Annotated in this window: 8 protein-coding genes and 2 tRNA genes; 1 reads left to right on the top strand and 9 read right to left on the bottom strand. The window is 37.3% G+C overall.

What is annotated here, in order from left to right:
* Nucleotides 1–205 precede the first annotated feature (205 nt).
* The 7 genes from NSMS1_RS14195 to egtD form a co-directional block, all read right to left on the bottom strand.
* A tRNA-Gly gene (locus tag NSMS1_RS14195) sits at nucleotides 206–279 on the bottom strand.
* Between the two features lie 100 nt (nucleotides 280–379).
* Nucleotides 380–453: transfer RNA gene (locus tag NSMS1_RS14200), tRNA-OTHER, on the bottom strand.
* 5 nt (nucleotides 454–458) lie between these two features.
* The gene (locus NSMS1_RS14205) at nucleotides 459–1628 is read right to left on the bottom strand and encodes an SDR family NAD(P)-dependent oxidoreductase (protein WP_224094404.1); all 1170 of its coding nucleotides are present in this window, start codon (nucleotides 1626–1628) and stop codon (nucleotides 459–461) included.
* 203 nt (nucleotides 1629–1831) lie between these two features.
* Nucleotides 1832–3106 (bottom strand): sensor histidine kinase, encoded by a 1275-nt coding sequence (locus NSMS1_RS14210; protein WP_224094406.1) that lies wholly within the window; start codon nucleotides 3104–3106, stop codon nucleotides 1832–1834.
* A 27-nt stretch (nucleotides 3107–3133) separates the two neighbouring features.
* Nucleotides 3134–5311: an ATP-binding protein gene (locus NSMS1_RS14215; protein WP_224094407.1), complete on the bottom strand. Its 2178-nt coding sequence runs from the start codon at nucleotides 5309–5311 to the stop codon at nucleotides 3134–3136.
* Nucleotides 5312–5958: 647 nt separating this feature from the next.
* Nucleotides 5959–6768 carry a hypothetical protein gene (locus NSMS1_RS14220; RefSeq protein WP_224094409.1) on the bottom strand — a complete coding sequence of 270 codons (810 nt, stop codon included), beginning with the start codon at nucleotides 6766–6768 and terminating at the stop codon, nucleotides 5959–5961.
* 400 nt (nucleotides 6769–7168) lie between these two features.
* Complete coding sequence (gene egtD / locus NSMS1_RS14225) at nucleotides 7169–8182, bottom strand: L-histidine N(alpha)-methyltransferase (RefSeq protein ID WP_224094416.1); 1014 nt, start codon at nucleotides 8180–8182, stop codon at nucleotides 7169–7171.
* Nucleotides 8183–8471: 289 nt separating this feature from the next.
* Between egtD and dndD the strand changes: the two genes are divergently transcribed.
* A complete protein-coding gene (gene dndD / locus NSMS1_RS14230; RefSeq protein WP_224094418.1) occupies nucleotides 8472–10460 on the top strand; it encodes a DNA sulfur modification protein DndD in 1989 nt (662 codons plus the stop codon).
* Between the two features lie 2 nt (nucleotides 10461–10462).
* Here dndD and brxL read toward each other — a convergent pair whose 3' ends face one another.
* Complete coding sequence (brxL, locus tag NSMS1_RS14235) at nucleotides 10463–11911, bottom strand: BREX system Lon protease-like protein BrxL (protein WP_224094420.1); 1449 nt, start codon at nucleotides 11909–11911, stop codon at nucleotides 10463–10465.
* Nucleotides 11898–14084 (bottom strand): hypothetical protein, encoded by a 2187-nt coding sequence (locus tag NSMS1_RS14240; protein ID WP_224094422.1) that lies wholly within the window; start codon nucleotides 14082–14084, stop codon nucleotides 11898–11900. The genes brxL and NSMS1_RS14240 overlap by 14 nt, the downstream gene beginning before the upstream one ends.

The following is a 14084-nucleotide window of genomic DNA, read 5'->3' on the forward strand; positions in this document are numbered from 1 at the left end:
TCTGCCTGCTTCAACGGTTTTCTTTCTCTTGCGACAATTCACATCTGGATTAACAGAATTTTATTCGTGGGATAGGTTCAAGTATTGATGCACATCTAAATATTTGGTCATTTATTTATATTTAATTTTATGTATAGCAACGACGGGAATTGCACCCGTATTTCCTGGTCTACTCCAAGGGGTTTTCCTAATTAAACTACGTTACTGGTGGTAGTGAACCGAATCGAACGGTTGTCTTCCACCTGGAAAGCGGACATTTTACCATTAAACTACACTACCAAGTCAAATTTATTTTACTTTCTGATCAAAAGCAACGACGGGAATTGCACCTGTATCTCCTGGTTTACTCCAAGGTGTTTTTCTCATTAAACTACGTTGCTGGTGGCAGTGAACCGAATCGAACGGTTATCTGTCCATTTGAACGTGGAAGCTTTACCATTAAGCTACACTGCCAGAAATTACCAATCAATTTCTCTAAAGTCTTTGAATAATTTAGCAAAAGGTGTTTGATTTTGGTTAATTCCTAAATAAATTGGATCACAAATGCGTGCAGCCGCATCATCAATATCAAAGGGAGGATAAACGCCGCGTTCCTGCATGGATTTTGCTTGATGATAAGGATGTTGAAAACTAATCCATCCAGGGTCTACTGCATTCATAAAAATACGATATTTGGCGTATTCTTTGGCACAAGTACGAGTCATTTGATTGAGAGCAGCTTTGGCCATGTTGGTGTGGGGATGTCGCCAAGGCTTGTCAACATCGTTAAATCGTCCTTCCATTGAGGAAACATTAATAATGTATTTATTAATTTCTTTATTGTTGCTCATTAACCGCTTGAGTCTGCTGTTAATGACAAAGGGAGCGATCGCATTAATTATATGCACTTCCAATAACTCTAAAATACTTACTTCATCATCCTTCATCAGCCAGCTATTAAAAGGACGCAAATCAATTTGCTGCCCATCTTCGGTATACATTTCTGGAGGTAGCAAAGCTGAATTATCCTCGTTATCTTCGGGTAGTAAAGGAATTTGAGAGAGAAAAGCTGAACTTTGGGCAAAATTCGTCTCTGTCAGTTCTTTCTTGGCTAACAACGCAGGACTTTCAGTATTTACAGCATGATTATGGCTGACTAAAGGTTGTATTTCTAATGGTAATTCTTTTAGAGATAAGGATTCAAACTCAATTAAATGACGATAAAACGCAAGCGGACGACGCACTGTTTGCGCGGCATTATTAATAATAATATCAAGTCGTGAAAAGAACTTGCAAATGTGCTGAGTAAATTGTTCCACACTATGAAGATGACGCAAATCCAGTCCATAAATTTGCAAGCGATGTTGCCATTGTGAAAAATCTGGCTCTGCTGCATACCTTTTTGCGGAATCATGAGGAAAACGACTAGTTACTATCACAGTCGCCCCATTTCTTAACAGCCTCAATGCTACCCCATAACCAATATTTACCCTAGCCCCTGTGACAACGGCAATCATCCCTCCTAAATCAGCAACTTGCTGACGTTTACTAAAGTTGAGATTCCCACACTCAACGCAGAGTTTATTATAAAAACTATGCTCCTGTAAAAAAACTGTCTTGCAGACAATACAACGTTGTGGTTTGGTCATTGGTCATTGGTCAATAGTCATTAATCCACAGTTTATAGTTATTCTCCTCTGTTCTCTAAGCTTACACCTTTTGCTAATAAAAAACATTTCAGATTGAGTTAGAAAAAAAGTTTTTTAAATTGATTTATTTATCTTAAGTTTTAGATACATTTGTAGGCATTGCGCTTACAACTAATGCCAACAACGATGACTGAAATTAAGGTTTAAGAAAGAGGAAGAAAAATAATAAATTCGCTGCCTTTACCATATTCTGAAGAGACTTTTAATTGCCCATGATGTTTTTCGTCAATAATTTGACTTGCAATTGACAAGCCTAGCCCTGTCCCTTTACCAAAAGGTTTAGTAGTGAATAATGGTTGAAATAATTTATGTGTCATTTCTTCAGTCATACCAACACCGTTGTCAGCAATGGTAATTAATACTTGAGAATCTGTAACTTGTGTAGAAATGCGAATTTGAGGTTGTTGTACGTCTTCTACTGCATCAATAGCATTAGCAATAAGATTCATAAATACTTGATTTAATAGACCAGGATAACAATATATTTTGGGTAGTTCACCATATTGTTTAAGTATCTCAATAGCGGGGCGATCGCCTAAAGCTTTTAAACGATGGCGTAAAATCAAGAGAGTACTATCTAAGCATTCATGTAAATTGACAGCAATTTTTGTCGAGATATCGCTGCGATAAAAATTACGTAGCGAAACAGATATATCTTGGATTCGTTCAGAACTAAGTTTCATAGAATTCAAGAGTTTAAACAGATCATCAGAAGCAAACTCAATATCAAGCTCTTCTAAAGCATTTTCGATCTCTGGTACTGGTTGAGAATAATATTGTTGATAAAGTTGGATAACTGCTATTAAATTTTTTACATATTCATAAGCAGGAGGAATATTATTAACTATACAAGTAATAGGATTATTAATCTCATGAGCTACGCCAGCGATCAATTGCCCCATAGCTGCGAACTTTTCTTGTTGTACAAGTTGTACTTGTGTTTTTTGCAAAACATTGATTTGTTCAGCTAATTTTTTCTCTAACTCTTGATTCCATTGTTGTTGTTTTTTAGTTAACTGCTGAATTTGTAAGTGAATGCGGACTCTAGCTAAAACTTCTTCAGATTCAAATGGTTTAGTAATATAATCTACAGCACCTAAAGATAAGCCTTTGACTTTGCTAGTAACATCAGAAGCTGCCGTCATAAAAATCACAGGAATATCATAAGTTTCAGGATTAGATTTGAGCCTATGGCAGGTTTCAAATCCATCAATTCCGGGCATTTGTACATCAAGGATGATGAGTGCTGGAAGTTCATTATCTTCTGCCAATAACTCTAAAGCACTTTCACCATCTGTAGCTATCCGAATTGACAAATCAGCCTGATTAAGAATTTGTGCTAGTACCGAAAGATTAGTTGGGTTGTCATCAACAATTAAAATGAAACCTGAATTTATTGGTGAGTTTGGTATCAGCATAATTGTAGTATATTTTTTAAATGAATATTATTGGATTTCATCAATAAAAGTTTTCAAAAAATCTCGGAGTAATTTAATTTGAAAGTTTTGTCCTAGCTGAGTGACTTTTTGGATAAAAGGAATCAAATTAGTATCAGTATCTTCTAATTTATTTACTTCATTTATAACTGCGTAAATATCACCTTTTTTCGCCAACTGGTAAAGATTTTGTAAAATTTCTTGTGCAGGAGGAATAATTGTCTGTGATTGCAGTTGAGTCGTGAAAGTTTTGTCAATATTTTGGTTATTTGACCGATATATCCAATTAATTTTTAAAAATTTACTTAATAGCCGAAATAGCATATCTACTTGGATAGGTTTTACTAAGAAGTCATTGGCTCCGGCATCAATACTTTTATATTGATCAGTTTCAAAGACACTAGCTGAAGAAACAACAATAATTATGTCTTTGAATTTGGGTGACTGTCGGATATTTTTGATAAAATTAAACCCATCCATAACAGGCATAACTAAATCAGTAATAATTAAATCTGGTTGAGATTTAGCTGCTATTTCCAATCCCTCTTGACCATCACTAGCTTCAATTACATCAAATCCCAATGGTGCTAATAAGTTAGAAATAACAGAACGATTTTCCCATTTATCATCTACAACTAATATTTTTTGTTTTGTACCTTCGTAACCAACGATAGCGCTAAAATCTGTTAAGTTAGAGTCTTCAAACAAATTCTTTACTTCATGAAGTTGCACTTCAAAACAAAAACTACTACCTTGCTGCGGATAACTTTTAACTTGAATTTTGCTATTCATTAAAGAAACAATATTTTGGCTAATTGCTAATCCTAATCCTGTGCCTTCTGCTTGTTTCTTAGTATCACCAACCTGCTCAAAAGGCAGAAAAATCTTTTCTATCTGTTCTTGAGTTAGACCAACACCTGTATCTTCAACTTCAAAACGAATTTTATGAACTAAATCTTGATTAGTTATGGGATGAGATTGAATACGAAATGTCACATTACCTTGGTCGGTAAATTTAGTAGCATTACTTAAGAGATTAATCAAAACTTGGCGTAATCGCTTTTCATCGGCAAACAAACCTATAGGTAGTTGTGGATCTGGCTGGTATAAAAATGCAATACCTTTTTGTTCTGCGCGAATTTTACAAATTTCAGCAACACCTTCTAGAAAAGATGGAAAATGAAAATTTATAGGATGAAGCTCCATTTTGCGAGCTTCAATTTTAGATAAATCTAAAATATCGTTGATTAAAGTCAATAAATGAGAAGCACATTGCTGAATAATATCAACACCTTTGCGATGAGATTCAGGTAATGATTGAGAACGTTTAATAATTTGAGCATAGCCAAGAATACCGTTAAGAGGTGTGCGCAGCTCATGGCTCATGTTAGCTAAAAATTCACTTTTGGCTTTATTAGCACTATCAGCAGATATTTTTGCTTGTCTTAATTGCTCTGTGCGTTGCTCTACTCTAATTTCTAACTCTTCATTAGCTTTTTGCAACAATTCTTGGCTTTGACGTAGTGCTGTTTCAGCTTGTTCACGACGTTTATAATTTCTATGAGATTCAATTAAGTTAGTACAAGTTGCTAAAAATGGTTGTAAGTAAGCAATCACTGATTCATCATAGCCATTAGGACGATTGGCAATTCCTACCATACCGACCAATTGTTTATTACTGTAAAACGGTAGCCCTAAAAAAGCATTTAAAGGTGGATGCCCGTCAGGTATTCCTCCACGGCGGGGATCTGTGGTGGGAGAATTAGATATGACTGGTTCACCTGTAACAATAACAGCACCAAATAGAGTTTTTAAATTATGAAACTCCATTCCTTTTGGAGCATTTTCTTCATAAAAAGCTCTAGTTTCTTCATTCCAAGCAATATTGGTAATAGCATGAGTTTTTAAATAAGGATTACCACGCACTTTCATGTGTGTGGTCATATCTATATCACCAGCCTCTGTATAGTGCATTTCACCAATGAAACCGTACTCACTTTCCGTAAGTATTAAAAGATTATCAAGTAAGACATTAAATGCAATTCTAGGGTTAGACTCAACAATAAATTGAGATTGAGCCAGAGTGATAGCTTCTAATAATTTAGTACTTTTCTCTTGTTGACGTAGGGCTTCCTTAATTTTGAGTAATTCAATACTATGATCTGTAGTTAAATTAGAAATTTCCATCAAAGGTTTCCCCAAAATGTCTCAAAATATTTCCGGCTCTACTTGTGATTTAGGAAAGTAGAGTGGGTTCTTCATATAGAATGCCCATTATGAATAGTGATTTAACATCTAATGAGATAAAATGCTAAATATATTAAAGTTTTATTTTTGTATATGTATAAGAAAGTAACTCTTAGACGAGTCTTTTAATGTAAAAACTATAATTTAATTGGATTTGTTATGCTTTTCTAGCTTACCTACTTAGTTAATGAACTTGATATGATCATTATTTCAAAATAGAATATAAACTTACTAGAAGATATAAGTAGGTGGACACAATTATTTAGAAGACGTATTAGGTTTGTTCCACACAACCTACTTTTATTTTTATCACTTACGCATGAGAACGAAAAATTAAGGTTTTGGTAAGGGGTGTTGGGGTATAGAAGTGTAGGTGTTCAAAATCCTTATACCCCTATACCTTTACCCCTAATTAGTAAATCTCGACTCCGAGGTAGTTGAGCGCAGTCGTTACTCCGACTGCACTCAGTAAAAATCACGAAGCGTCTAGTAGATAACGTAGAGAAGTGTTTAACCACTACACTCAGTCTCAACAGACAACCTTGATGCGTAAGTCTTGACTTTAAATTAATCAAGAGAAGTAAAAGTTAAATTACTTCTTCGCCGCCAGGATAACAAAAGGAAGAACGGGGAGCATAGAAACCAAAAGTGATTTCTAGTGGTTGTTTTGGTCGCAAAGCATATACAGGATGACTTGGTTGTAAAAACTCCAAAGACTCAATTTTCCAAGGAGTCACTGTTTCTGCAATATAAGGATAAACACCACTTGTATATGGGCCGTAAGGCTTTTTAGTGATGTAGCGTAATTGACCACGAGCGACACTAGCAATAGCATTCCCGACCTTAGCTTTAGTACGGATGATAGGAATACCGTTAGACTCAGTTGTGGCGATCAAGGTTTCGCCATCAAGCCTCAAAATTGTACGTCCTGGTGTTGCTGGAACACCACGCTCTAAAACATATTTAATGACGGTAGAACTAGAGTTAAAGTAGTGAGTCCACCATCTACCAGGATTAACACCACCAGGAGCATCAAGGTTTTGCAGATCAACACCTAAATAAGTGAGTGAATACGCACCAAAGCCAGAAGTTTGTTCCGCAGTATCAACAATGTATTGGTTCATGAAGACAGCACCCTTGTAGTTGGGTGTGAACCGATTTGGCACTAAAGATTTAACCGCACTGGGATCTTCGGGAATCCAGCCGAAGTATAACATTCGGCTATTAATCACCATTTGGGGGGCTGAAAGCGTATTCGGTTCTTGAGCTTGTGCCGAACCATGACTATGAGAACCAGTAATTAAATTACTCAGTATTGGCGCACTGCTTACGGAAGCTGCACCAGTAATGAAGCCAGCTGTTTTCAGTATCTGACGGCGAGAGAAATTAGAAGACATTTTTAGCTCCTCTACTTGTGTGTTGCTCTTAAGGTATAAAAGAATATATTTAAAATATATGTGATACTTTTCACCTTTATAAAGGATTATCAGATACTTTATACCATCCTTACATATTTTTTTATCGTAAAATTACATATATGCAGCATCTAAATATACTATATTTGATATCATCGTTATTAAAATATGAATAGTATTGAGTATTAATTTGGTGATATTTAGTAAGTAATAATACTAAATATTCAGAGTTAAAGTTTTTCTTGATATTTACATATAGTAAGAAAGCGCACAGCTAACTGTGCGCTCCTACTGAATTTAACTCAAACTTCCCAAATGCACCAATAATTCAAAACTTAAAACCTTGAGAGACTTTGGTTCTTAAATTTTGAATTTATATTCTTTACGCTTGCAATTGGCATAGCATTACACCAAACCACTGATTTTTATCAGTCCAGGCTTGGATGGGTTTTAAACCTTTTGCTGTAAGTTGCTGCTTGATGGTGTCGAGGTGGAATTTACGAGAGATTTCGGTGAGGATGGTTTCACCTGGGGCAAAATTGACGGTGAGGTTGAGCGATTTTAAATGGACTGTTTGCGATCGCTCACTTTTTAAGTGCATCTCAATTTGCTTTTCAGCCTCATTATAAAATGCCGAGTGTGTAAACTGTGTTGTATCAAAATCACCCTCAAACCGCCTGTTTAAATGCTCTAGCATATTGAGATTAAACTCTGCGGTTACGCCTTGGCTGTCATTATATGCAGGTTCCAAAATTTCCTTTGGCTTCTGCAAATCTACTCCCAACAAGAAATATTCACCCGTCTGCAAGCTGCTTCTGATTTGCGATAAGAAAATATCACACTCTTGTGGGTTAAGATTACCCAACGTACTGCCAATAAAACAAATCATCCGGCTGGATAATGTTCTAGTGGTGAGTTGTGCCAGGGCTGATTCGTAAGTTCCTGCCAGGGCGTAAACTTTTAAGGAAGGATAATCTTGTAGCAACTGCTTGGCGCTAGTTTCCAAAATTCCTGCACATACATCAATTGGTAAATAATGCAGAGGATAATCTAGTTGCTCATAAGCGTCTAGTAAGACGCGAGTTTTGGTAGAATTACCACTGCCCAGTTCTACTAATTCACAAGCACCAGTAATTTGGGCAATTTCACCAGCATACTGTTGTAAAATAGCTGTTTCTGTGCGTGTCACGTAATATTCTGGTAACTCACAGATGCGCTCAAATAACTCAGAACCTCTGTCATCATAAAAGTAACAAGGCGGTAAGGATTTAGGTGTTTTCGTCAACCCTCTTACGACATCACTCCCAACCGTAGATGTAACTACGCGCGTTGGTTCCTGTAAACGTTGTATTTGCAAACGTTCTTCAATGCTGTTAACAGCTTTAAATACTGACATTTAACCTCCGTATGCTGGATGTAACAGACTGCCCTTACAGGCGAATCTTTACGCTAGCCAGTGAAACATATAGCCATAGTAATAACATCACGCCTAAGCTGGATTAATCAAGCATTAAAGCAATATTGGAAGTTTTTTAAGAATTAAGCAGGAGGCAGGAGGTTAAATACTTTTACTCAGCACGCGCTAAACGCGCCGCTACCGCTAACACAACTCAGGACTCATAACTCGTTAGTCTGTAGACGCGAATCATATTCGTTTAAAATAGTGTTCCGTTGCTTAAATCAAAATGCTCTTTCTCGAACTGGTTCTACAAAATTTTGGCCCCTACGCTGGGAGACAAGTCATCAATCTTGATCCAAGAATTGCACAAAATCCTCAGCCAATTATTCTGTTAGGAGGAATGAATGGTGGGGGTAAAACTACTCTCATGGATTCTATACGTCTTGCATTATACGGACAACGCGCACAATGTTCTACGCGCGGCAATTTAAGTTATAGTGATTTTTTAACTCAATGCGTCAATAGTCAAGCTAACCCTGCTGATAAAACTAGAGTAGAGTTACTATTTGAGCATATTGAAGACGATAAACCAATAAGATATCGTATTGTCAGAACTTGGGAAAAAAACCCTAAAGATGGGAAAGATGCACTAGGTATTTTAGGTGATGATGATACTTGGCCTGTAGATTCTTTGGTAAATATCTGGGATGACTATATAGAAAATTTTTTACCACTAGGTATTTCCAATCTGTTCCTATTTGATGGGGAACAAGTTAAGGAGTTGGCGGAACAGGAAACACCACCACAAATAGTAATTGAAGCTATTCGTGGGCTTTTAGGTTTAGAATTGGCAGATAGATTAGCAGTTGATTTAGAAATTTTAGTCAATCGTAAACGTAAAGAACTTGCTGATGTTAAAGATTTAGCTGAATTGGAAGAAATTGAGGAAAAATTACGTCAACAGCAAGCAGATTATCAAGTTATAGAAGAAAAGTTAGCAATATTTAAAAACCAAATTGAAGAATTAGAAATAATCCAGCGAGAAGCTTTAGATAAATTTGTTTCGGAAGGTGGTAAAATTGCCAGCGATCGCCATCAGTTGGAACTGCAACAAAAGGAAAAAAATCACGCAGCAGAAACTATCCGAGAGTCCATGTGTCAATTAGCGGCTGAGGCGCTACCATTGGCGTTGATTCCTAATTTACTTAGTCAAGTACAAGCACAAGGTGTAAAAGAATTTCGTTATCAACAGGTACAGTTAGCCAAGGATGTTTTGATTGAGAGAGATAAACGTTTACTACAATGGTTGCAGCAATTAACAATTGCTTCCGAACAAGTTGAGAAAATAGAATCCTTTTTAACTGAAGATGCTGACAATTTATATACAGGTTACTCCCAAGCAGAAGCGCCTTGGTTATTAGCAGATGAGGAAAGTTTAAGCCAGCTAGATAATATTAGATATCACTTACAAAATACTAAAGTTTCGGCAAAGCAACAATTAGCTAATCTTAAAAGCTTAGAAGAAGAACTAATTGTTTTAGAAAGACAAGTGCAAACAGCCGCCGAACCAGAAGCTTATCAAAAGTTGCGTGAGGCTGTGGAAGAAGCACAAAACCAAGTTGTGCAAGCTAAGGCTAATTATGAAACGACTCGCCGTAGTTTAGCCGATTTAGCAGAAACTATCGAACAGACAAAAAAAGAGTTGAGTAAATATACAACTGAAAATATTGATAATAAAAGTAGAGAACATATTATTACTTCAGCAACCAAAGTGCAAGAAACGCTGAAAGTTTTTCGGGATAAATTAACCCTCCGCAAACTCAATAAATTAGAGGAGGAAGTGAAGAATTGTTTCCTCTACCTACTACATAAATCTGATTTAGTATTTCGCATCGCTATCGATACTAAAACCTTTGCCTTATCTCTATTCGATTTCAATGGTAAACCAGTTGCTAAACATCGCCTCTCAGCCGGGGAGAAACAACTACTAGCAATAGCTTTTTTATGGGGACTAGCCAAAGTCTCTGGCTTACGCTTACCAGTAGCAATCGACACACCCCTCGGTAGGCTTGATTCCTCCCACCGTCAAAACTTGGTAGAGAAATACTTCCCCGCCGCCAGCCATCAAGTAATTTTGCTATCTACTGATACGGAAATAGGTAAAAAAGAAGTAGAGACGTTGAGGGAGAATGAAGCGATCGCTCGTGAATATCTTTTAAAATATAATTCAGCGACTCGGCAAACAACAGTATTAGAAAATCAATATTTTTGGTAATTTTACTTTGCTTCCACATAAATTTCTCTACCAAGCTGTTTAAATTCATCATCAAGATAATATAGTGAGTTGCGGACAGCTTGGCGTAGTTTACAAGCAGGTTCTAGACAATCACGCTCGTAATCCATTAATGTTAATTGCAAATGAGGATATAAAATTTTGAGAAATCCTGATGCTGATTTGAGGATAGCATTTTGGTCACGAACAGTAACGTTTTTGTCAAAGTGAGTATGCTGCTGTGCGTAAGAGATGAAACGATTATCGTGGCGTAATGATAATAAAACTTCGCCAAAAAAATCCATTTTTAAACCTACTTGATGGGCTACCATATCTCTGTTAAACTTAGGAATTTTCCAACCAGGAATAATCCCACACAATCGGTCTAATAATGCCGTTTCAGCAAAAAATTTAGGCAAATTAGTAATTAAATTATCTTCATGGCGTGGTTGTAATTCCTCATCTAGTTCAATATTAGCCAGCATTACTAACCCACAATCACTAGAAATATCTGCAAAACCAGAACGGTTATAACGACCACTTGCTAGATAATTCTTCAACGGGCCAATCATTTCTTCAGAATTATCAAAAGTTAAACTTTGGACTTCATCTAAAACGACAACTTCATGACGACCAAGTAAACCAACTTCTTTAGTTCTACCATTGAAAAATAATTGTGCCGGAGTAACTTTACCACCACTAATTAAACTAACTTTACTACTGATATTTTCAAAAAAGAAGCTTTTACCAGTACCTTTAGGCGCTAGTTCTATGACATGATAATTAGACTCTACTAATGCTAGCAACCTAGCCAATACCCATGTTTTTGCTTCGTGGTCATAGCTGGGATGCTGGGGGTTAAAACCCATTGAACAAAATATTAAATCTCGCCATTGTTGTGTATTAAATTTTGACCGACATTCAGCATAAGCTTGTAAGTCAACTTGCGAACATTGGAATGGTTCAAAATCCATTACTTCTACTTTACCTTCGGGAAGCATAGCTAAAGTAATTTTTCCCCATATCCCTTGGCGTAAAAGTATTTTATAACGTTCAACAATATCGGTAGCAATGCTACATTCAGTTAAATTCAGCGCCGGAATTTGTGCCAATGGTTCAGAAATTACTCGTCCTCCCTGTTCTAATTTGATGCGTACCTGCATCAAGGCAATGAGTTTTCTTATTTCTCCTTGAGTCAAATCGAAAATAATTTCATTACGGTCATCTTTGCGGGGAAAGGCTTTTTTAATAAAGTTATTAACTTTTTCTAATTCTAGAGAGGTGAGTTTTCCCGAACCTGGGACAATTTTATCTAGCAGCCATTCAGCCACAAAGCTAGGCAGACCAATAGAAGTTAGTCCACTTGATGGCAATCTAGTTTTATCAATACAAAGATTACCGAAAACATCGCGCACTAAATCGTTATTATAGGTTGTATGCTCACAAAAATTCATCTATATCAAATCCACTACTAAATATTTGCTTGATAGTAATTTTTGAGTCAGGGTCTAAGGCAACGCTTGCCGTTTCAGCATCGGCAAATTGAAAAGTTAATTCACCAGATAAAAATAGCTCATTACCTTGATTTGGTGGCAATTCTGGGACATGGGAAATAATTATTTTCCAACTACAGCGCTGATGATCTGGTATTTCTGCTAATAGTTCACCCTGTAGAAAACTGGGTAATTCTTGAATATATAAACAAAGATTTGTAAGCGGTACTGAGTTAGGATTATCGATGGTAATTTCTAGTTCTCCTGATTGGTTGGGTTTACCTTCACCACAGCAAAAAACTCGCACAGGACGACGTTGAATATATTTTCGCAGGACAGATACACCAACTACAACTTCTTCAGGAAATAAACCTCCGTGAGAACCGATAATTTTTTGATTATTAGTGTAACTGAAAGAACTTAAACTAGCGGAGCCTTTAATAATACTAATATCGTGGGGGAGACTATAGCGATCGCTCTCTAAAACCACAAACCTGTGATCATCAGTTTTACCAATCGCCATTCTGCCCATAGGTTGCAGCCCTGGAGGGCAATGAGTAATTTTTTCAGAAGTACCCATTATCTGACCGTGGTCGCTAGCAATGACGATTCTTAATGCTTCCGGGTTAGGGTATTGTTGCAAACAATAATCAATCTTTTTGGCAATGCCTTCTAGAGTGTGGGGACGTTCCAATTCATAAAAGCTTTGCCAGTCTTTTTGATGGTGATACAGGCTATCAAACTCATCTGTATCCCAACAATATAATTGATGTGTCTTTTTTTTCAAAGCGCTGTAGAGTTTGTCAACTTGCTTGTCTGTATAACGTTTGCCTAAGCCCATTTTGACAAAAGCTTTGCCAGCATCAGCCACCCAAGCAGGGTCATTAGGTAAAAGTTGAGCGTATAAGCTCCATTTGGCATATTCTGTTTTAGTAGGTAGGATGCTAAACTTGGGTGCGATCGCAGTTTCTACAGCCAGCTTGTAATTATTGGTGAGTAAAGCTAACAGTTCTAAATGATCCAACCATCCCAAACCATCGACTACAACCCAAAGAACTGGACTTTCTTGGCAAAGATGCTGTACTCTTGAAGCCACGCTGTAGTTAAGGTAAGAATCTGCTACTGAGTCTACCTGCATCTGGGGGTAGTGCTGGATGATCCAATCAACAAAGCTATGGGCTAGACTCTCACTAATTTTAGATGTAGATTGCTTGGTGACTTCCCAGCGACGGAAGGGCAAATACTCTTTTGTCACCCAAGCTAAAGCTTGCTGAGGGCTGGCATCTAAAGCTAGGGGTTGGGGTACAGATGGACTTTTACTCTGGCTTAATTGTTGCTGCTGTTGATAGTTTAAATAAGGTGTAACTTTAGCTTCCCGTACTCGATTAATCCAGTGAGGATGATAGCCGAAAACCTTGTAAGCACAATTGGCAATGCTTTCCATACCTACTTGGGTAGTAGAGGCGAGGGTATCTAAAATCTTGCCTTCGGTACGGATGATGAGTTGTTCCCAATAGCTGTCAAACTCTTGGGTAAGTGAGTCGGGAATTGGTAAGGGATATTTGCCGATGTCGTTAACTACTGGTTCTGCTATGCCTAACCACCGACGCAACAGTAATAATTTATCTTCAGTTTGGTAGTAGGTGGCTAACTCATGTTCTAGAAACTGCTGCTGCCAAACTCGCTCAAAAGGTTGGTATTCTTGGGGAATTACAATTGCTAACCAAGCGGCGAGATGGGAAATTGAGGCTTGGGTAAACCATATCTGTCCATTAACGTCAGCGATATTGTCTGCTAAAAAGTGGGCGATGGGGTTGTCTTGGGGATAAGCATCTAACTGGGTGGCGAAAATCAATACTTGCTCGTCAGTCCAATTTTGTGGTAAGGGTACAGTACCAAACAATTGTGTCAGCTTGTGGCGGGGATGTTGTTTAATCTCGGCAATTTCCGCACTCCTATTCCACACCCTCAGCCAAGTTTTTGCCCATTCACATAATCGCTCACCTTTTACCCAGCAGGGAACATCACTTACACCAAATGACTGTATCCATTCTACTTCTGTAGTGATGGGAATATAGCCAGAGGGAATATCGTACAGTCCCGTAGGGTCTAGTATGATAAGTTTATCATCCAT

The sequence above is a fragment of the Nostoc sp. MS1 genome (assembly GCF_019976755.1).
Classification (GTDB): domain Bacteria; phylum Cyanobacteriota; class Cyanobacteriia; order Cyanobacteriales; family Nostocaceae; genus Trichormus.

What these genes read in the sequence shown, in the direction of transcription:
- NSMS1_RS14210 (WP_224094406.1), bottom strand. Translation starts at nt 3,106, where the DNA reads ATGCTGATACCAAACTCACCAATAAATTCAGGTTTCATTTTAATTGTT.
- NSMS1_RS14215 (WP_224094407.1), bottom strand. Translation starts at nt 5,311, where the DNA reads ATGGAAATTTCTAATTTAACTACAGATCATAGTATTGAATTACTCAAA.
- brxL (WP_224094420.1), bottom strand. Translation starts at nt 11,911, where the DNA reads ATGAATTTTTGTGAGCATACAACCTATAATAACGATTTAGTGCGCGAT.
- NSMS1_RS14220 (WP_224094409.1), bottom strand. Translation starts at nt 6,768, where the DNA reads ATGTCTTCTAATTTCTCTCGCCGTCAGATACTGAAAACAGCTGGCTTC.
- dndD (WP_224094418.1), top strand. Translation starts at nt 8,472, where the DNA reads ATGCTCTTTCTCGAACTGGTTCTACAAAATTTTGGCCCCTACGCTGGG.
- NSMS1_RS14205 (WP_224094404.1), bottom strand. Translation starts at nt 1,628, where the DNA reads ATGACCAAACCACAACGTTGTATTGTCTGCAAGACAGTTTTTTTACAG.
- NSMS1_RS14240 (WP_224094422.1), bottom strand. Translation starts at nt 14,084, where the DNA reads ATGGATGATAAACTTATCATACTAGACCCTACGGGACTGTACGATATT.
- egtD (WP_224094416.1), bottom strand. Translation starts at nt 8,182, where the DNA reads ATGTCAGTATTTAAAGCTGTTAACAGCATTGAAGAACGTTTGCAAATA.